The 19,559-nt window shown below is 59.3% G+C and carries 20 protein-coding genes; 8 read left to right on the plus strand and 12 right to left on the minus strand.

What is annotated here, in order from left to right; translation table 11 throughout:
• Positions 1-175: 175 nt before the first annotated feature.
• On the minus strand, positions 176-1,387 hold the full coding sequence (locus F0169_RS18510; protein WP_058411776.1) for a pyridoxal phosphate-dependent aminotransferase: 1,212 nt from the start codon (positions 1,385-1,387) through the stop codon (positions 176-178).
• A 202-nt stretch (positions 1,388-1,589) separates the two neighbouring features.
• Here F0169_RS18510 and msrB point away from each other — a divergent pair, with 202 nt between their 5' ends.
• Both msrB and F0169_RS18520 read left to right on the plus strand, forming a co-directional pair.
• Positions 1,590-1,982 carry a peptide-methionine (R)-S-oxide reductase MsrB gene (gene msrB / locus F0169_RS18515; RefSeq protein WP_058411775.1) on the plus strand — a complete coding sequence of 131 codons (393 nt, stop codon included), beginning with the start codon at positions 1,590-1,592 and terminating at the stop codon, positions 1,980-1,982.
• A gap of 126 nt (positions 1,983-2,108) precedes the next feature.
• The gene (locus F0169_RS18520; protein ID WP_058411774.1) at positions 2,109-2,594 is read left to right on the plus strand and encodes a glutathione peroxidase; all 486 of its coding nucleotides are present in this window, start codon (positions 2,109-2,111) and stop codon (positions 2,592-2,594) included.
• Between the two features lie 44 nt (positions 2,595-2,638).
• Here F0169_RS18520 and F0169_RS18525 read toward each other — a convergent pair whose 3' ends face one another.
• Positions 2,639-4,948, minus strand: coding sequence for a hybrid sensor histidine kinase/response regulator (locus F0169_RS18525; protein WP_058411773.1), 2,310 nt, complete (start codon positions 4,946-4,948; stop codon positions 2,639-2,641).
• Positions 4,949-5,110: 162 nt separating this feature from the next.
• Here F0169_RS18525 and F0169_RS18530 point away from each other — a divergent pair, with 162 nt between their 5' ends.
• Entirely contained in the window at positions 5,111-6,001 is an 891-nt protein-coding gene (locus F0169_RS18530; protein ID WP_058411772.1) for an ATP-binding protein, read from the plus strand.
• On the plus strand, positions 5,998-6,480 hold the full coding sequence (locus F0169_RS18535; RefSeq protein WP_099238983.1) for a GAF domain-containing protein: 483 nt from the start codon (positions 5,998-6,000) through the stop codon (positions 6,478-6,480). Before F0169_RS18530 ends, F0169_RS18535 begins: the two co-directional genes overlap by 4 nt.
• A gap of 25 nt (positions 6,481-6,505) precedes the next feature.
• On the opposite strand, the gene F0169_RS18540 is transcribed toward F0169_RS18535, so the two are convergent.
• The 8 genes from F0169_RS18540 to F0169_RS18575 all read right to left on the minus strand — a co-directional run bounded on the left by F0169_RS18540 (position 6,506) and on the right by F0169_RS18575 (position 15,323).
• On the minus strand, positions 6,506-10,141 hold the full coding sequence (locus F0169_RS18540) for a transporter substrate-binding domain-containing protein (protein WP_152747288.1): 3,636 nt from the start codon (positions 10,139-10,141) through the stop codon (positions 6,506-6,508).
• A gap of 8 nt (positions 10,142-10,149) precedes the next feature.
• The gene (locus F0169_RS18545; RefSeq protein ID WP_058411769.1) at positions 10,150-10,776 is read right to left on the minus strand and encodes a response regulator transcription factor; all 627 of its coding nucleotides are present in this window, start codon (positions 10,774-10,776) and stop codon (positions 10,150-10,152) included.
• A 256-nt stretch (positions 10,777-11,032) separates the two neighbouring features.
• Positions 11,033-11,428, minus strand: coding sequence for a response regulator (locus F0169_RS18550; RefSeq protein ID WP_152747289.1), 396 nt, complete (start codon positions 11,426-11,428; stop codon positions 11,033-11,035).
• Between the two features lie 173 nt (positions 11,429-11,601).
• Positions 11,602-12,933 (minus strand): deoxyguanosinetriphosphate triphosphohydrolase, encoded by a 1,332-nt coding sequence (locus tag F0169_RS18555; protein ID WP_099238989.1) that lies wholly within the window; start codon positions 12,931-12,933, stop codon positions 11,602-11,604.
• A 72-nt stretch (positions 12,934-13,005) separates the two neighbouring features.
• Positions 13,006-14,169, minus strand: a complete 1,164-nt coding sequence (locus F0169_RS18560) for an EAL domain-containing protein (protein WP_172979478.1) — start codon at positions 14,167-14,169, stop codon at positions 13,006-13,008.
• 93 nt (positions 14,170-14,262) lie between these two features.
• Positions 14,263-14,604: a hypothetical protein gene (locus F0169_RS18565; protein WP_122252047.1), complete on the minus strand. Its 342-nt coding sequence runs from the start codon at positions 14,602-14,604 to the stop codon at positions 14,263-14,265.
• A complete protein-coding gene (locus F0169_RS18570; RefSeq protein WP_058411764.1) occupies positions 14,601-15,005 on the minus strand; it encodes a phage holin family protein in 405 nt (134 codons plus the stop codon). The genes F0169_RS18565 and F0169_RS18570 overlap by 4 nt, the downstream gene beginning before the upstream one ends.
• A gap of 3 nt (positions 15,006-15,008) precedes the next feature.
• Positions 15,009-15,323 (minus strand): ElaB/YgaM/YqjD family protein, encoded by a 315-nt coding sequence (locus F0169_RS18575; protein WP_058411763.1) that lies wholly within the window; start codon positions 15,321-15,323, stop codon positions 15,009-15,011.
• 344 nt (positions 15,324-15,667) lie between these two features.
• Here F0169_RS18575 and F0169_RS18585 point away from each other — a divergent pair, with 344 nt between their 5' ends.
• The 4 genes from F0169_RS18585 (at position 15,668) to F0169_RS18600 (ending at position 18,600) form a co-directional block, all read left to right on the plus strand.
• Positions 15,668-16,876 carry an ammonium transporter gene (locus F0169_RS18585; protein WP_152747291.1) on the plus strand — a complete coding sequence of 403 codons (1,209 nt, stop codon included), beginning with the start codon at positions 15,668-15,670 and terminating at the stop codon, positions 16,874-16,876.
• A 115-nt stretch (positions 16,877-16,991) separates the two neighbouring features.
• Positions 16,992-17,228 (plus strand): glutaredoxin family protein, encoded by a 237-nt coding sequence (locus F0169_RS18590; protein WP_152747292.1) that lies wholly within the window; start codon positions 16,992-16,994, stop codon positions 17,226-17,228.
• Between the two features lie 74 nt (positions 17,229-17,302).
• Positions 17,303-17,638, plus strand: a complete 336-nt coding sequence (locus tag F0169_RS18595) for a transcriptional regulator (RefSeq protein ID WP_122252049.1) — start codon at positions 17,303-17,305, stop codon at positions 17,636-17,638.
• A 71-nt stretch (positions 17,639-17,709) separates the two neighbouring features.
• Positions 17,710-18,600: a pseudouridine synthase gene (locus F0169_RS18600; protein WP_152747320.1), complete on the plus strand. Its 891-nt coding sequence runs from the start codon at positions 17,710-17,712 to the stop codon at positions 18,598-18,600.
• Between the two features lie 55 nt (positions 18,601-18,655).
• Here the strand turns inward: F0169_RS18600 and F0169_RS18605 are convergent, their stop codons facing one another.
• Together F0169_RS18605 and mobA are read right to left on the minus strand one after the other, a co-directional pair.
• Positions 18,656-18,877 (minus strand): YgdI/YgdR family lipoprotein, encoded by a 222-nt coding sequence (locus F0169_RS18605; RefSeq protein ID WP_058411760.1) that lies wholly within the window; start codon positions 18,875-18,877, stop codon positions 18,656-18,658.
• Between the two features lie 79 nt (positions 18,878-18,956).
• Positions 18,957-19,559, minus strand: a complete 603-nt coding sequence (gene mobA / locus F0169_RS18610; protein WP_152747293.1) for a molybdenum cofactor guanylyltransferase MobA — start codon at positions 19,557-19,559, stop codon at positions 18,957-18,959.

Consider the following 19,559-nt stretch of genomic DNA (forward strand, 5'->3'; position numbering starts at 1 on the left):
ATTTTCCGATCCGCAACGCTGGCCGTGATCAGCCGATTGTTGCCGTGGCGTCCCGTAACTAAAGGGGCGGGCCGCTCCGTAGTGTGCCGCGATAGGTGAACGGAGGGGCAGGGCAGAGAAGTGTTGCCAGATAATCGCTGTACGACCGAAACTCGGTCGTACAGCGCCATTTTCGTTACTGACGATAGGACTTGAGGAAGTTGCCGATGCGACCGATAGCCATGTCCAGGTCATCCACGCGCGGCAACGTGACCACACGGAAGTGATCCGGCCACGGCCAGTTGAACGCCGTTCCCTGTACCACCAACAGTTTTTCCGACAGCAGCAGGTCGAGCACGAACTTCTCGTCGTTGAAGATCGGGCAGACTTTCGGGTCGATCCTCGGGAACGCATACAGCGCGCCCATGGGCTTCACGCAACTGACGCCGGGGATTGCGTTGAGCAATTCCCACGTGCGGTTACGCTGTTCCAGCAGGCGGCCCTGCGGCAGTACCAGGTCGTTGATGCTCTGGTAGCCGCCGAGCGCGGTCTGGATCGCGTGTTGGCTTGGCACGTTGGCGCACAGGCGCATGTTGGCCAGCATATCGATGCCTTCGATGTAGCTTTGGGCATTGTGCTTGGGGCCGGAGATGGCTATCCAGCCGGAGCGGAAACCCGCCACGCGGTAGGATTTGGACAAGCCATTGAAGGTCAGGCACAGCAGGTCCGGGGCCAGGGAACCGGTGCAGATATGCACGGCATCATCGTAGAGGATCTTGTCGTAGATCTCGTCGGAGAACACCACCAGGTTGTGCTGGCGCGCCAGTTCAAGCATGCCCAGCAGCACCTCTTTGGAGTACACGGCGCCGGTGGGGTTGTTCGGGTTGATGATCACCAGGGCCTTGGTGTTCGGGGTGATCTTGGCCTTGATGTCGGCCAGGTCCGGGAACCAGTCGGCGCCTTCGTCGCACAGGTAGTGCACCGGGTGGCCGCCGGCCAGGGTCACGGCGGCGGTCCACAATGGGTAGTCCGGTGCCGGCACCAGCACTTCGTCGCCGTTGTTGAGCAAGGCCTGCATGGACATCACGATCAGCTCGGACACCCCATTGCCGAGGTAGATGTCTTCGATGCCGACACCTTCAACCTGTTTTTGCTGGTAGTACTGCATCACCGCCTTACGCGCGCTGAACAGGCCTTTGGAGTCGCTGTAGCCTTGGGCGGTCGGCAGGTTGCGGATCACGTCCTGGAGGATTTCGTCCGGTGCTTCGAAACCAAAGGGCGCGGGGTTGCCAATGTTCAGCTTGAGGATGCGATGGCCTTCCTCTTCCAGGCGCTTGGCGTGCTTGAGCACTGGGCCGCGAATGTCGTAGCAGACGTTGGCGAGCTTGTTCGATTTGCTGACCTGCATGGCGATGTGATCCTGAAAATGAACGATCCAGACGGCGTGGACACTACCGTACTGCGAATCCTGCGAGGCCTGCACCCAAAAATGCGTTTGAATGCCGATAGCGCGGGTGCCAGACTGGCGTTTTGAAGAGGCGCAATCATACGTGCCGCCTGATCCATGGAAAAGACACAGATCAGGCTTTTTCAGTTGCCGAGGTGTACCGATGGAAAAGCTGCAGAAAACCATTGATGAATGGAAAGCGATGCTCGACCCCGAACAATACAATGTGTGCCGCCTCAAAGGCACCGAGCGGCCGTTTTCCGGCAAGTACAACGCCACCAAGACCGACGGCGTGTACCACTGCATTTGCTGTAACGAGGCGTTGTTCGATTCGGCCACCAAGTTTGACTCGGGCTGCGGCTGGCCCAGCTTCTATGCGCCGATTGCCGACAGCGCGATGATCGAGATCCGTGACGTCAGCCACGGCATGATCCGCACCGAAGTGACCTGCGCTAAATGCGATGCGCACCTGGGGCATGTGTTCCCGGATGGCCCGCCGCCGACCGGCTTGCGGTATTGCATCAACTCGGTGTGCCTGGACCTGGTGCCGCGTTAAGCCCTGAGTGCCCCGCGCAGGGTGCGCGGGGCGCTGTATGACGAGGTATAAGCCCCATCAATTAAATTGTGCGCAATTAAATTGCGCACTATTTTTTCGTCCTTTCCCAACCGTCGAGGCACTGCCATGAGTGACACATTGCTGCGCATTCCCTGCACCACCCTCAAGGGTGAGCAAAAGACCTTGGCTGATTTCGCCGGCAAGGCCATTTTGGTCGTCAATACCGCCAGCAAATGTGGCTTCACCCCGCAATACAAAGGGCTGGAACAACTCTGGCAGCAGTACAAAGACCAGGGTTTGGTGGTGCTGGGTTTTCCCTGCAACCAGTTCGGCAAGCAGGAACCGGGTAACGAAGCCGCAATTTCCGAGTTCTGCGAGCTTAATTTTGGTGTCAGCTTCCCGCTGTTCAAGAAGGTCGACGTGAATGGCAGCGCTGCCCATCCACTGTTTGTGCAGTTGAAAAAGCAGGCGCCGGGGTTACTTGGGTCCAAAGGCATCAAGTGGAACTTCACCAAGTTCTTGATCGGTCGCGACGGCAACGTGGTCAAGCGCTTTGCGCCGACCACCAAACCCCAGGACCTGACGACGGAGATTGAAGCCCTGCTCAAATGAGCGATGCACGCGGCTCCAGCGCCTGGCCCCGTGGCTGGCGCAGATCAGTGGCTGGTCGTCTTCGGCACCCACAGGTCCAGCAGCCCCTTGAGTTCCTCGCGACGAAACGGCTTGGCCAGGTAGTCATCCATGCCCGCCGCCCGGCAACGCTCGCGTTCCTCCGACAGCGCGTTGGCGGTTAGCGCGACGATGGGCAGGTCCGGCCACCGCCCGCTGCGGCGGATCTGCCGGCTGGCCTCGTAGCCGTCCATCACCGGCATATTGCAGTCCATCAACACCATGTCAAAACGCTGTTCCTCAAGGAACTTGAGTGCTTCGCCGCCATGTGCGGCGACGATCACTTCGCAGCCGAGCTTGCTCAGCATGCCCTTGGCCACCAGTTGATTGACCGGGTTGTCCTCCACCAGCAGGATGCGCGCCTGATGCGCGAGCGGCGCGGCTTCGCTTTGGGCTGCATCAAGGATCAGTTGTGCGTCGCTGCGCAGGTTGCGCTGCAGAATCTGGTACAACGCGTTGCGGCTCAACGGGCGGGCCTGTTGCTGTAACGGCGCCAGGGCCGCGACTTCTTCGCCGGGCATGAAGTTGCCATAAGCGGTGACCAGCAGGATCGGCGCGTTGATCGCCGGGCGCAGGCGGAACAAGCACTCCGGGCAATCGGTGATCAGCAGGTCGGGCGTTTGGCCGCTCAAGTCGTCGTCCTGTGAATAGCAGCGCGGTGTCAGCCCCCAGTGGGGCAGCAGCGTCGTGAGCAGCTCGGTCAGGCCATTGCGGCCGCTGGTGATGACGATAACGTCACCCGCCAGGGGCGTCATTCGGGCCGCCGGCAGGTGCATGGGCAGCGGCAGGTCGGCACTGAACTGGCTGCCAAAACCGACCTCCGAGCTGATACTCAAGCGGCCCTTCATCGCTTCACACAGGTTGTGAGTTAACGCGAGCCCTAACCCCGTGCCACCAAACTGGCGAGTGATGCCCGCGCCCGCCTGCGTAAAAGGTTGGAATATCTTTACCTGAGCCTCCAGGGCAATGCCGATACCCGTGTCACAGACCTCGATTATCACCCGGCCCTCGTGGGCGCGCAGGCGCACGTCGACGCGGCCGAAGCGGGTGAACTTCAAGGCGTTGGAGAGCAGGTTGCTGACGATCTGCCGCACTCGCGTCGGGTCGCCAACCACTTGGGCCGGAAACAGTGGGTCAATCAGGCAGGTCAACTCGACGCTGGGCGCCGCGTTCTGTGACAGCAGGTTGGCGGTGTCTTCGACCAAGGAGCCCAGATCGAACGGGATATGCTCCAGCTCCAATTGGCCGGCATCGAACTTCGACAGGTCGAGAATATCGTTGAGCAATTCCACCAGGACCTTGCCCGAGTCGTGGGCAATCGACAGTTGCTGGCGTTGTTCGGCGTTCAGCGTGCTGTCGAGTGACAACGCGATCATCCCCAGCAAGCCATTCAGCGGCGTGCGGATCTCGTGGCTCATATTGGCCAGGAACGCCGCCCTGGCCTGTGCCATCGACACGGCGGTCAACTTTGCCGCCTCCAGTTCGTCGTTCGATTGGCTCAAGCGCTGGTTGCTGGCCTTGAGCTCAAGTGTGCGCGCAGAGACGATATTTTCCAGTTGGCCCAAGTATTCGGTGAGGCGGTCCTCGGCGTGACGCCGTTGTTGAATTTCGGTCTGCATGGTGTCGAATTGCTGGTTGGCAACGTTCACCAGCACGCCGATTTCGTCATTTTCATGCCCCGGCGGGCAATCCAGGCGGGCCTGCTCGCGGGTGCTCAGCGCGCGAATAATGCGCACCAGTGGTTGCGTCAGCATCACGTAAAACAGGCCCAGCAAGATGCCCGTCAGCAGCAGGCTACGGGCAAAACCATTGAGCAGGGTGATCTCGGCGCGGTGCAGGAAACGGCTGCCGAAGGCGTAGGTGTCGACGTCCAGGCGCAGCATGCCGAGGGAGTCGTTGGGCATGTGGCTGAGAAACAGGCGGTCTTCAAACTGGCGGTTGGCGCCAAACAGAAAGTCGCTGATGGGCCGGTACGTGCTTTCCTTGCGCGGCCGATTGACGTCGGCCAGCACCACGCCATTGTTGTCGATCAATTGCGCGTGGGTGATCGCTGGCGAGTGCAGCAGGCCAAGGGTCAGCTCTTGGGCAAGTTCGGCATCAATGTTGTACGCAATACGTGAGGCAGGGTTGTGGCTGATTTCGATCAGTGAACGTATTTCACGGTTGATCGAGGCGTCTTCGCTGGCATAATCAATGCCGATTTGGATCAGACTGAGCAAGGTTCCCAAGGCGAAACCGGCGAGCACGGCTAATTTCGCTTGTTTATAAGACAAGCGGTGGGCGAATTTTATATCCATCGGTTGTTGAACCACTTCACGTTTCCCTTCGCCCGGCAAGCATAGCTGAACATCTACACGCTCTGGCTTGGCCGGTATAAATCGTTTTTACGCAGCGTCTGACGGTCTGCCACAGGGTTGCCAATACGCCATCTTTTGCAAGAACTTGCCAGAGGAATAATCGTGGATTCTCGATTGAACGCCTTTCTGGAGCGGGCCGATGCGGTACTTGCTCGCCTGGAACCGCTGTTACCGGCACCGCGCCAGGCCATCGACTGGCACCAGTGCCTGGCCGCCCGTTGGCAGCGCGAAGGCCGCAGTGGCTTTTTATTGCCGCTGGAAGTCAGCCTCGACATGCGCTTGTCCGACCTGATCGGCATAGACAAACAACGTGAACAACTGGCACGTAATACCCGGCAATTTCTCGACGGGCTGCCCGCCAACCATGCGTTGCTGTGGGGCTCACGCGGCACCGGCAAATCGTCGATGGTGCGCGCTTTGCTGGCCCAGCATGCCAACGCCGGTTTGCGCCTGATTGAAATCGAGCGCGACCACCTGGCTGACTTGCCGCGCGTGGTCGAGCAACTGCTCAAGCTGCCGCAGCGTTTCATCCTGTTCTGCGACGACCTGTCGTTTGAGGCAGGCGAGGGCGATTACCGCGTACTCAAGAGCGTGCTCGACGGCTCGCTGGAGCAAGCGCCGGAAAACGTGTTGCTGTATGCCACATCCAACCGTCGTCACCTGGTGCCAGAAAATCAGAGCGACAACGATAACTGGAAACGCGTGGACGGCGAACTGCATCCCAGTGAGGCCGTGGAAGACAAGATAGCGTTGTCCGACCGCTTTGGCCTGTGGCTGTCGTTCTACCCGTTCAGCCAGGAACACTTTTTGGAGGTGGTCGAGCACTGGATCGGCGAGCTGGCAAGCAAGGCCGGTTTGCAGTGGCAGCGTGATGAAGCCCTCGACATTCTGGCGGTACGCTGGGCCACCGGGCGTGGCAACCGCAACGGCCGTTGCGCGTATCAGTTCGCCCGTTACTGGGTGGGTTTAAAATTGTTGGAGCGTCAACCATGATTGATTTGCAACAAGCCGGCACTGGCCTGGATGGCTATGCCATGCTCTGCGCGCAGTTGGAATCACTGCTCGCCGACGAGCGTGACTTTATTGCTAACAGTGCGCAGTTCTCGGCGTTTTTGTTTAACCAGCTGGATGACCTGAACTGGGCCGGCTTCTACCTCAATCGCAACGAAGAACTGGTGCTTGGGCCGTTCCAGGGCCAGATCGCCTGCGTGCGTATTCCGTTCGGTCGCGGCGTGTGCGGGGCTGCTGCGGCGTCCCGGCAAACCCAACGGGTGGAAGATGTTCACGCGTTCCCCGGCCATATCGCCTGTGACAGCGCCTCTAACAGCGAACTGGTGGTGCCGCTGGTCAAGGCGGGCGTGTTGATCGGCGTGCTCGATTTGGACAGCCCGTCCCTGGCCCGTTTCAGCCTTCAGGACCAGGCGGGTATCGAACAGTTGGTAGCGATTTTTCTGCGCTTGACCGACTGCTGATCAGTGCGCAGAGGGCTGGCCGGTGTTACTGGTTATCCAGCGTGTGGAGTTGCAGTTGCAGCGTCCTCTCCAGTTCCAGCATGAGTTTTTCCAAAGAATGCATGCAGGCCTCGATCATCGCGCGATCATCGCTGTGAGCGCAGGCTTGCTCGAGCGCTTCGCATTGCGCGGCCAGTGAAGTTGCCTGAACGATGCGGGCGGCGCCCTTGATCTTGTGGGCTTGCTCAATGATCTCGCGGGGCTGGGCCTGTCGGGCCAGCAAGGCCATCAGGTCCTCGCGGTCATGACGGCTGCTGCTCAGTAGTTCTTCCAGCAAGCGCCGGCTCAATAATGGGTCGCCGCCGGTCAATGCGTCCAGGCAGTCCAGGTCTAACCGCAGGCTCGCCGCTTGCGGCCTGATTTGCGCCAGTTGCTGCTCCAGCGCCGTGAGGCTGATGGGTTTGAACAGGCAGTCATTCATGCCCGCCTGCGCGCAGCGATGGATCTCCTCGGGTTGGGCATTGGCGGTGAAACCGAGTACCACGCAGGGCGCCCGTTGCTCTCGCTGCTCGTATTCGCGGATCGAACGGCTTAACTCGTAGCCATTCATGACGGGCATGTTGCAGTCGGCTATGACCAGGTCGAAGTGCTCCTGGCGCCACGCCTGAAACCCTGCAGCGCCGTGTTGAGCGGCGGTGAACTGATGCCCCAGATACCCCAATTGCTGGCACATCAGCAGGCGATTCGCCGGGTGGTCGTCTACCACCAGCACGTTAAGCACTGCCGCCGCAGCGGGCACCTGCGACGTGAGTTCGTCCACCGCCTCGATCGGTTGCAGGCGAGTCATCTTCAGGCTGACATGCACTTGGGTGCCGACCAAGGGCACGCTGCTCAGGCTGAGCTGGCCCCCCATCATCTCGCACAGGCTGCGACAGATCACCAGCCCCAGGCCCGCGCCGCTCCTGGCCAAATGCCCGGAGTTGTCGGCCTGGGCAAAAGGTTCGAACAGCCGCAATTGGTCGTCCCGGCTGATGCCGATGCCCGTGTCTTCAACCACCAGCTTCATCTGCAGCTCTTGCGGCAGTTCGGTGGGTTGCACATGCACCTTGATCTTCACTTCGCCACGCTCGGTGAATTTAATCGCGTTGCTGATCAGGTTGGACAGCACCTGCTTGAAGCGCAATGGGTCGATCAGCACGGCGGTGTCTTCGAGGTCGGGGTTGAACTGGAGCACCAGACTGAGGGTTTTCTGGCGGGCCAGGCCGTCAAAGACGCGCACCACCGACTCGATCACTTCGCGCAGATTCACGCGTTCCGGTGACAGGCTCAGGCGGCCGGACTCGATGCGCGCAATATCAAGAATGTCGCCGATCAACTCCAGCAGGTCCTTGGCCGAATTGTAGGCCACCTCAATGGCGGGGCGATCTAGATGGCCCTGGTCGGCGCGCTTGAGGGTCAGTTCCAGCATGCCGATCACCGCGTTCATCGGCGTACGGATCTCATGGCTCATCGTTGCGAGGAACGTGCTTTTGGCCCGGTTCGCCTCATCGGCAAGCTCCTTGGCAGTGCGCAGCTCTTCGAGCAATTGGCGCCGTTCACTGACGTCGATCCAGCCACCGATGATGCCCTGAACTTCACCATCCGAGTCGCGATAGGGAAGAATCCAATGGTAGATCGTCAGTTTTTTGCCTTGAATATGCAGGGTGCGATCAAGGATCAACGGGGTACCTTCCGCCACTACCCGCTGGTAGTCGGCATGGTAGCGCGCCGCCTCCGCATCCAGGTCCATGTTCATCTGGAGCGCGCTTTTGCCCACCACCTCTTCGCGTTTGACCTCGAATACTTGCAGGTAGCTGTCATTACAGGTTTGCAGCAAGCCCTGGCGGTCGCGCACATAAATCGGGTGCGGCGTTTCATTGACCAGTGCGCGCATGAACTCGAATTGATCGTTAAGGGCGCGCTCGGCCATTTTTCGGTGCTTGATCTGGCGGCGCATGTAGGCGTTCCAGGTCAGCGAGATCATCAGCAACAGCCCGGTGCCGATGACGATTTGCACGATCAACTGATGGTAATTGCGCCAATAGCTGTCGGAGGCGGCGGTGTAACCGCGCCAGCGGCTGTTGATCACGCCCATTTCGTCCGGTGCAATGCTCAGCAGCGCCTTGTCCAGAATTGAGCTCAGTTCTACCGAGCGGCGCGGCGTCGCCAGCGCGAACGTGGCCGGCAGTGTGCCGATGCTGGTGCTTATCTGCAGTTTGTCCTGGAACATTTGCGAGGACAGCGAGTAGTTGGCGACCACCAGTGAATTCACCGCCCCCTCAACACTCCCTTGAGCCAGCAGTTCTGATGCCTTGAAGGTATCACTGACGTACACCAGGCTAATCAGCGGGAAATCCCGACGCAGGTTTTTTTCCAGAGGGCTGCCCTCGGTGATTGCCAGGCGCTTGCCCGCCATTTGCTCCAGGTTGGACGGTGCGTTGGGCTCCTTGCGCGTGAGTAGAACGTAGGAGTTTTCCAGATAGGGACGACTGAAGTTCAGCTGAGCCTCCCTTTGAGCGCTTGGGACGATGGCGCCAATAATATCGGCTTTACCGCTGGTGACCTGGTCGATCATCGTACTCACTTCGCGACTGCGCTGGATCTCGAAGCGCAAGCCGGTACGCAGGCGAATCAGTTCCAGCAAGTCTGCGGTGATACCGCGAAAATTGCCGTCGGCATCGAAAAACGTCACCGGCGCGAAGGTCTCGTTTACAACGACTTTTACCACCGGGTGGTCTTTCAGCCAGCGCTCTTCGCGCGGGCTCAGTTGCAGCTTTTTATCGGTCAGCAAGATGTCGCTGCCGGCGCTCCAGCGCTTGGCGATGTTGTCGCGTGCATTGAGCGGGACGGCAGCCAGTACCGAGTCAACAATGCTCAAAAGAACGTGTTGGTCGTGGCGCAGCGCAAAGCTGAAGCCATAGGCTTCGTGTTTGCTGAAGTTGGCCATGCGGATGTTCTTCAGGTAGCCCTTGTTGATCATGTAATGGGTGGAAATGGTATCGCCGAGAAACACATCCGCCTGGTCGAACGCCACGGCGTTCAAGGCGTTTTGATACGAGGGGTAAGTGCGGATGCTCGCCTGCGGGTACAGCTTTTTCACTTCGCTCAGCGGCAGGTAATGGTAGACCAGGCTCAAGCGCAGGCCTGCCAAGCCATTGTTCAAGCTGCGCGTTTCACCCTCGCGCGTTACCAAAACCGGTTGGTCAACTGCGTACGGCACCGACATTATCAGGTTCGGGTTGGCAGCCTCAAAGCCGTTGGAGGAGCCCAATAAGTCGATATCGCCCGCCTCCAGGGCCTGTATCGCCGCCGTCCGCGACGGGTAGCGCAGCACTTTGACCGGCAAGCCCAGGGCGCTGGCCAACAGCCCTGCGTAATCTGCGGTAAGGCCTTCATAGTCGCGGCCGCTTGAGGTCAGGTCGAAGGGCGGGTAGTCAGGTGTCGCGGTGCCCAGCACCAGTTCACGCTTGTTGCGCAACCAGTGGCGCTGGGCCTTGTCCAGTTGAGTCTCCAATTGAACGGCCCCCGCGCGGCTCAACAAGCTGAAATGTTCCGGGTCGGCGTGCGTGGCTGCGGGCGCGGCGGCGCTGAAGCACACACCGGCGATTAATATAATTAGATAGTCCTTTATACGCCTTGGCATCCGCTTTCTCACACTAGCGCGTTTCGTTTTGCCATCTCGATAAGTTCTACCAACGATTTGGCTTTAAGTTTTTGCATCAGCCTTTTTTTGTAAGTACTGACTGTCTTGTTACTTAAGAACATACCTTTGGCGATTTCCTTATTGGTACGGCCTTGTGCAAAAAGTTGCAAAACCATCAATTCTCGGTCGTTCACCGTTTTGAACAGTTCAAGTTCTACTGAGCTCTTGCCATCCGCCCCCGTCGCATTCAAGGCCTGGCTGGGGAAGTAGTTATAGCCGGAGAGTACCGCACGGATGGCACTCAGCAGCTCGCTCAGGTCACCTTCCTTGCATACATAGCCATCGGCGCCGGAGCGCATGCAACGCGTGGCGAACAGCGTTGGGCATTGGGCGGTGAGGATCAGCGTTTTCATCGATGTGTTCATGGCGTTGAATCGGCAGAGCACTTCGAGGCCGTCAAGTTTCGGGATACTGATGTCCAGGATAATCAAGTCCGGCAGGCATTCACGCACCATCTGAATGGCATCGCAGCCATTGTCCGTTTCACCGACGACTTTATAACCTTCATGCTCCAATAACATGCGAATCGCCAGCCTGATAACGGGGTGGTCATCAATGATAAAAACTGTGTTCATAATCACATTCCATGCAAGTGCAAGTAAAGCGGGCACATTAGCTCAGAAGCTGAGGCAAGAGCATGAGGCATGAGGTGAGTAGCTATAAAACAGGAGAATTCCTACATAAAAAAAGGTAGTTGCCTACCAGAGCTAAAGTCTTTGTTACGTCAAAAGTAGGCAAATCATGAATCAATACAATCATTGACGGAGCCACGGCTTTAGCTGTGGTGCTTAGGTAATTTTTCGTAGGCGGGCGATGTTTAAAGTCCTACATTTATAGATGAAGTAATGGCGCCATTAACGCTGCCAGTTCTTCTCTATTCAGGGGTTTCAATAAATAACCCAAAAGCGGCAGGTCGCGTTGCAGGGCTTGGGCTGTCAGGTGGGACAGTTCCGCCGCAGGGAGCCCGCTCAGTAGAATGGCGCTGATGATGAAGTGCCGTCGGCTGGCAATTTCGACCAGTTCCAGGCCTTCTAAATCAGGCAAACATTGGTCGCACAGCATGAGGTCGAACGGGCGCGTGGCTTCGGACATCAAACGGATGGCTTGCTCGGCATCTTCTGCGAGCGTCAGTTGCTCGAAGCCGAAGGTTTTAAGCAGGCACTGAGTGGCCAGGAGCTGAAAGGGGTGATCCTCCACCAATAGGATTCGAAGGGCGGTTCTGGGCATAGAAGGCACACGGGTGAGTCAAGCATCGATGGGGTGGGACGTAGGAATTGCTCGCCAAGTCCGCCAGAAGCGTGTGTGATTATTCCTTGAATGGGGGGGCGAATTCGATCAGGCCGCTCTGTTCCCGTTGTAGGCAAATTCTGTACGGGGAACAGGCGGCGCGGTCAGCGTCTTTACTGCGGGCTGGAGCGCCCGGTCATCTCCCGTGCCATCTCGGTGGCGTAGCTGTCGGTCATGCCGGCAATAAAGTCGATCATGCGCAGGAACGAGGCGTGCAACGGCCAGGCCGGGTCGGGGGCGCTGTTACCCAGCAGGTCCAGGATACGCCGGTTCTTGAACGATGGCGTGCGCCCGCCATGCTGCTCCAGGGCCGCACCGCAAAACGCGTTCAAAAGGATTTCCAGTGTGGTGTAGGCGCCGATTTCGTGCAGGGTTTTGCGCTTGTCCTGGAAGATTTTTTTACGCGCCATGTCCTTGGCATCCAATACACAACGCTTGGCGGGGCCGTGCATGTGTTCAACCAAGTCGCCCGGTAGTGTGCCGGCGAGCAAGGCGTCCTGCTGGTCGACAAATGCTCTGGCTGCCGCGTTGGTCAGGTGCTCGATGGCTTTACCGCGCAGGATTGCCAACTTGCGCCGGCGCGAATCCTGCGCGCCCAGTTGCCGATAAGTCTGGGGCAGGTCGTCACCCACCAGGTCGAGCAACAGTGACTCGACCTCGGCATAGTCGAGCAGGTCCATTTCCAGGCCGTCTTCAAGGTCGATCAAGGCGTAGCAAATATCGTCTGCCGCCTCCATCAGATAGACCAGCGGGTGACGCGCCCAACGTTGTTCTTCAAGCTGCGGCAGGCCGAGTTTGTGGGCGATCTGCTCGAGGATAGGCAGCTCGCTCTGGTAGCAGCCGAACTTGTGTTTCTTGTAACCCAGTGCGTCGGCGTGGCGAGCGGTCCAGGGGTATTTCAGATAGGTGCCCAAAGTGGCGTAGGTCAGGCGCGTGCCGCCATCGAACTGGTGGTACTCAAGCTGGGTGAGCACGCGAAAGCCTTGGGCATTGCCTTCGAAATTGAGGAAATCATTGCGCTCGGCACTGCTCATATCATCCAGCCAACCGCGGCCTGCGGCCTGTTGGAACCAGTGGCGAATGGCGTCTTCACCGGAATGCCCGAACGGCGGGTTACCGATGTCGTGGGCCAGGCAGGCCGATTGCACCACCATGCCCAAGTCGCTCGGGTCGCACCAGTCGGGCAGGGCGCTGCGCAGGGTTTCGCCGACGCGCATGCCGAGGGAGCGGCCGACGCAACTGACTTCCAGTGAGTGGGTCAGGCGGGTATGGATATGATCGTTGCTGGACACCGGGTGCACTTGGGTCTTGCGGCCCAGGCGGCGGAAAGCGCCGGAGAAAATAATCCGGTCGTGGTCTTTGTGAAAGGGGCTACGGCCAAGTTCTTCCGGGCTGTGCAGGGGCTTGCCGAGGCGTTCGCGGGTAAGCAGGGTGGGCCAATCCAAGGCGGGTACTCTCCGTGCGGTGAATGACACCGCCCAGCTTCCCGGTTCCGCCTTGGCTGAGCAAGCGAAAATCTACAGGCCGGCCGCGTCGATGTCGATTAACAGCAAACGCTGACCGTTATCGAAGAATTGCCCTGCGGTCAGGCAGTACTGATTGGTGGTGGCATCGCGATAGGTCGAAGAGAGGATAAGGCGCCGTTCCTCCCAACCCTCGGCGAGCAGATGATAGAAGTACGGCCGCCACGACCAGTTGTGGCCCAAGTAGCGGTTGTCGCTTTGCCAGGCGTCCTGACGCCATTCGAAATTGGGCGTCAGTTGGGTGCCATGCCGGTCGCATTGGTAGAAGCGCAGTAACCAGGGGAAATCCGGCAACCGCGGCAATTGATCGGGCGGCGCGTGGCCCTGCGCCCAGGTTTGCAGGATATTCATCAATTCGATCAGTTGCCGGCGTAACAGCATGACGCGCCCGCGCTCGGCCAGTTTTTGCTGAACGTACGCGGTGCGCAATTGGGCAAAGCGCGCCACGAAGGCATCGGCGGCAAACCAATCAAGCTGTGCCTGGGCGAACAGGTAGCCCTGCACATACCGCGCGCCGCATTCCAGGGCGAAGCTCAACTGCGTCTCGGTTTCCACGCCCTCGGCGATGATCCAGCAGCCGGTTTTTTCCGCCATTTGCGCCAAGGCCCGCACCACGTCACTGCTCGGGCCGCCCTTTGCAGCCTCTTGAAACAGGCGCATGTCCAGCTTGAGAATGTCCGGCTGCAATGCCAGCACCCGATCGAGCTGGGAATAACCAGCGCCAAAATCATCGATGGCGATACGTGCGCCGGCCTCGCGATAGCGCGCCACCACCGTGGCCAGGCGCTGAATGTCACCGCCCAACTCGGTGATCTCGAACACAATGCGCCTCGGGTCGACGCCATGCGCGTGTAGCTGCTTAAGGCTCGGCAAGGCTTGGCCGGGGCGCAGGCGGTTGATCCAGCGAGGCGAGATGTTCAGGCTGAGAAACCAGTCGTCGGGCGCTTCATGCAGGCGACTCAAGGCATCGTCACGGATCTGCCGGTCGAGGCGGCGCAGGGGCGCGCCCGGCGTGCGCGGGTCGGCAAACAGCGGGCCTACAGACTGCAAGCGGCCATCTGCCTGGCGCAAGCGGCCGAGGGCTTCTACGCCGGCTATGCGCCCGGTGGCGGTGTCAATGAACGGCTGGAAACAGGCGAGCGGTTGCCCGTCAATCACAGGGCCTCCTTATTGAGCTGGCGAAAAAAAGGCCCGGCCCTCAATAACGAGGGCCGGGCCGATTCTGTTTGCAAGAATGCAGCCAGCGCGGGTTCAACCTTTACGCGAAGCGCCCTGCATGGCCAACTTGATCAGCGGGATCAAACCGGCACCCAGCCGCACCAAGCCCGTGACTTTGCCGAGACTGCCGCCCTTGGCGCCCTTGCCGGTGAAAAAGCCCATCAGCGTCACCGCTGCCACGCCCCAAAGCGGCGCGTGTTTGATGCCCAGGCTGTCCTGCCAATTGCTGCCCATGTTGCGCACCTTGTGCAGGGGCAGCATCAATTGGTGCGACTCGTGGCGGATTTCCTGGCGGTGCATTTCCATGCGCAGGCGAATCAACGCCTTGCGCATTTCCCGTCGGGAGTTGGTATGTGGGACTTCAGTGATGCTCATGGCAGCAGGCGCTCCCGATCATTGGCCAGCTCTTCAAGGGTGGCGTGGAAGGGCGTGGACTCATCGAACACGGCCGCTTTCAAGCGCACACCACAAAAAGCGGCGGCGAGGGTATAGAACACGCAGAGGCAGATGATCCCGGTCAGACGATAGCCGGTGTCCCACACCAGAATCATCACCAGTGTCGACAGCCCCACCAGCAACAGCAGCGCAAACACCAGCGCCAGGCCTGCAAACAATAGCAGGCTGACGGTGCGAGCTTTCTGTTCCTGCAGTTCGATGCCAAACAATTCGACGTGGCTGTGCAGCAGGCCCAATACGGCCGCGCCCAAGCGTCGGGAGGTAGAGCCACTGCCTGAAGACTGTGTGCCCGTGGACGAGCCGGATTCGCCGATAGCCATAATTTAGCGCCTTGTAGCCAGCAGGCCGATCAGGAAGCCCACGCCAGCGGCAATGCCGACCGACTGCCAAGGGTTGGCTTGCACGTAATCTTCGGTAGCGGTGACTGCCGCCTGACCGCGCTCACGCAGAGAGTCTTCGGTCAGTTGCAGGGTTTCGCGGGCTTTGAGCAGGCTGTCGTGGATCTTGGTGCGCAGCTCATCGGCCTGATCACCGGCCAGTACGGCGGTGTCATCCAACAACTTTTCGGTGTCGCTGACCAAGGTTTGAAAATCCGCCATCAATATTTCTTGAGCGGTCTTTGCAGTTCTTCTGGCCATGGTTATCTCCGTGATTGGCTGATCTGTGAATGTGGTTTCGAGTCACCGGTATCGGTGAAGGTTCACTGCAATTGTTTGGTACAGCTTTTGCTTTGCCATGGTGCGCGCGCCGAGGGCCTGCGCCGAATCCGGGCGGCCCGAGGCAATGCCTTGAAAAACCTTACCCTAAATACGTAAAACTCGCGGAAAAACCCTGTCGGCAAGAGCCTGTTAAGTCGATCGCTGCGCTAAAGCGGTTCACGCCCTCCAAGACGGGTGGGACCGGTGGTGCCAATTTAGTGCGCGAAATACTGGCTTGAACCGCTTTGGTGCTTTTTGCCTTAAATCCAGGCCTGCCAACCTCCATGGAAAATTTGCAAAGCGCGGTGGACACACTCGTCCACAGCTCCAATACCCTGTTTATCCTGATCGGTGCGGTCATGGTACTGGCCATGCACGCAGGCTTCGCGTTTCTTGAAGTCGGCACCGTGCGGCAAAAAAACCAGGTCAACGCACTGTCGAAAATCCTCAGCGACTTCGCCATTTCCACACTGGCCTATTTCTTTATAGGCTATTGGATCTCCTACGGCGTCAGCTTCATGCAACCGGCGGCGGTCATCAGCGCCGATCATGGCTACGGGTTGGTCAAGTTCTTCTTCTTGCTGACGTTTGCAGCGGCGATCCCGGCGATTATTTCCGGCGGGATTGCCGAGCGTGCGAAGTTCGCCCCACAGCTGTGTGCCACGGCGTTGATCGTAGCGTTTATCTATCCGTTTTTTGAAGGCATGGTGTGGAACGGCAATTTCGGCGTGCAGGCTTGGCTGCTCGCGACCTTCGGCGCCAGCTTTCATGACTTCGCAGGTTCCGTGGTGGTCCACGCCATGGGCGGCTGGCTCGCGTTGGCGGCGGTGTTGTTGCTGGGGCCACGCAACGGCCGATACCGCGAGGGACGGCTGGTGGCCTTTGCGCCGTCGAGCATTCCGTTTTTGGCGCTGGGCTCGTGGATTCTGATCGTCGGCTGGTTCGGCTTTAACGTGATGAGTGCGCAAACCCTGAATGGCGTCAGCGGGCTGGTGGCGGTGAACTCGCTGATGGCCATGGTCGGTGGCACCGTCGCTGCCTTGGTGATCGGCCGTAATGACCCAGGCTTCCTGCACAACGGCCCGCTGGCCGGGCTGGTGGCGATCTGCGCCGGTTCCGACTTGATGCACCCGGTGGGCGCTCTCGTTACCGGCGCCGTCGCGGGTGCCTTGTTTGTGGGGTTCTTCATTGCCGCGCAGGACCGCTGGAAGATCGATGATGTGCTGGGTGTGTGGCCGCTGCACGGTTTGTGCGGCGTGTGGGGCGGTATCGCCTGCGGTCTCTTCGGCCAGACGGCCCTTGGCGGTTTGGGCGGCGTGAGCCTGATCAGCCAGTTGCTCGGCACCGCGCTCGGCGTAGCCGTGGCACTGGTTGGCGGGCTATTGGTGTACGGCGTGATCAAACGCGTCTGCGGGCTGCGCTTGAGCCAGGAACAAGAGTATTACGGCGCAGACCTGTCGATTCACAAGATCGGCGCGGTCAGCCAGGATTGATCGGCGAGCAGGCCCACTGTGGCAGGTGGGCTTTTTGTGGCAAGCGGGCTTGCTCGCCACAGTTGATAGTGCGGGCATAGAATAATGGCCTACTTTCTGATCAGGCCGATTCGTCATGCTTCCTGAATGCCAGTTGTTCGGCACCCTGGGTTGCCACCTTTGTGAAATTGCCGAAGCCGAAATCATGCCGCTCGTCGAACACGGGCTGTTGGTGGAGTTGGTGGATATTGCCGATCCCGACGATCTCACCGAGGCCTACGGCCTGCGGATTCCGGTGCTGCGCCGGGTCGACACAGGGGAGGAACTGGATTGGCCGTTCGACACTGAACAGGTGGTTGCCTTCCTTCGTTAGGCTTTATCCGATAGCGGGTTTTCAAATATTAAGTTACTGTATGTTTGTACAGTGACTGGATAGAGGGAAGCCCCGTGGTGAATGTTGAACAACTGAAAAGCAGCGTCAATCGCATGTCCGCCGAGGTCGTGCGCGGCGCGGTGAACGAGCTGCGCCTCGACGGCCTGGTCACGGAAGGCAAGACGCCTTTTAACAAGGTGCATTTTAATACCTGCTTCGCCGAGATCGAAGCGTTGTTCCAGCGCGCCGGTTACCACAAGCAGTTAGACGTGGTGGGTTATCAGGGCTTGTTATACGCGCTGTATGACCCGGGCCGCTGGGAAGCGGTGGACGTGCTGCGCTGGCTCAAGGAATTCACCGAGGCGGCCAGCGCTTCGCCGATCCTGCGCGCCGAATTGGTCAAGGCCTGAGATCCGCCCTAGGCTCAATCGCGCGCCATGCGCGATAATGCTCGCCTGTTTCCCAGGCGTTGAGCATGTTCATGTCCACTTCCGGTTTTTGTGCGTCCGAGCACCAAGCCAGCACGTTGTATTTGCCCCCTGGCCCTTGGGCGACGGTACTGGATTGCCTGTGCGAGCATTTCCAGGCCATCAGCCGCGAACACTGGCTGGACCGCATCGCCCGTGGCCGTGTACTCGACAGCAATGGCCAGCCGATCAGCCAGCACTTGGCCTACAAAGAAGGCCTGTGCATTTACTACTTTCGTGAAGTGCCGAACGAGAAAGTGATACCGGTTGAGGAAACCATTCTGTACGCCGACGAGCACTTGGTGGTAGCCGACAAACCGCACTTTTTGCCGGTGACACCGGCGGGTGAATACGTCGAACAGACCCTGCTGCGCCGCCTGATTCGGCGCCTCGGCAACCCCTCGCTGGTGCCGCTGCATCGCATCGATCGGCATACCGCCGGGTTGGTGCTGTTTTCCGCCAACCCGCAAAGCCGTTCGGCGTATCAACAGCTGTTTCCCACGCGGCGCATCGACAAATTCTACGAAGCCATCGCCCCTGCCTTGCCTGAGCTGACCTTCCCCAGAGTGCACAAAAGCCGTCTGGTGGAAGGCCAACCGTTCTTTCGCATGCAGGAAGGGCCAGGCGCCAGCAATACTGAAACCGCCGTGGACGTGCGCGAAAAAAATGGCGACAGGTGGCGCTACGGCCTGTTTCCCGTGACCGGCAAGAAGCATCAATTGCGGGTGCACATGAGCGCGCTTGGGGCGAGCATTTGCAATGATCCGTTCTACCCCGACGTGGTCAAGGATGCCGAGGACGACTACGCCAACCCGCTCAAGCTGTTGGCCCAAGGCGTGCGTTTTATCGACCCGGTCAGCGGTGAGCAGCGCGACTTTCGCAGCCGCATTACCCTCGACTGGTAACCGCCAGACATGACAAGGCCCGCGCGAGGCGGGCCTTGTGGGCAAACGCTAAGACTTACAGGTCTTTAACGGTGCGAACCTGATCTTTGTTGATACGGGTTTGCTTGCCGTCAAGCTGTTGGAACTCGTAGAAGCCCGAAGCCTTGTCGTATTTAGGCGTGTCGACGGCCTGGATTTCGCGACCGTCATTCAGGGTAATCACTGTAGGCGAGGCGCAACCGGCAAGGGTAGCGAGGCCCAGTGCAAGCATGAGAGCGGCGATGGTCCGTTGAGTCATGAGTTTGTCTCCGAGAGAATTCTTTTAAATTACTGACCCTGTGACGCGCGCGGCGCCGACAAAGTTCCTTAAGCGAGGTTCATTCTGACACGCCGAAGCCTGTGTGCAATAGCTCGGGCGTATTCAGGTTGGCCAACCTCGGGTCATTTGCCGCATATTCCTGGGCCACGCCGCCGAGTTGCACGAGGATGTTGCGTGGGCTCCGCTCACCGGCTTCCCACGCCTGTTCTACCTGGTTTTGCAGGTGGGTTGGAATGATGCAAATCAACGGTTCCCAGAAGTTGCCGTGGCGCACCATCACGGGCAACAGCGGGTTTTGGCGTGCAGTCTCACGCAGGTCGTTGAGCAGTCCTACGTCGATGTTCGGTACATCGCACGGCAATATAAGCAGATGCGCGTGATGCGCGGCGGCAAGTCCCGCGCGGATGCCAGCCAGCGGGCCGGGGAAGTCCGGGCTGTCGTCACTCACCAATTGGTCGGCATACGGCGCGTACAGGTCATGGTTGCGGTTGCACGAGATAATCAGGTCATCTGTCAGCGGCCGGGTCAGGCGCTGCAAATGGGCGATCAGCGGTTGGCCGTGCCATGGCAGCAAGCCTTTGTCCTGGCCGCCCATGCGTTGGCCACGGCCACCGGCCAGCAGTAAAATCGAACAGGGCAGATGGGTCGAATCGAAAGACAT

Origin of the sequence: Pseudomonas kitaguniensis (genome assembly GCF_009296165.1) — a bacterium.
Taxonomy (GTDB): domain Bacteria; phylum Pseudomonadota; class Gammaproteobacteria; order Pseudomonadales; family Pseudomonadaceae; genus Aquipseudomonas; species Aquipseudomonas kitaguniensis.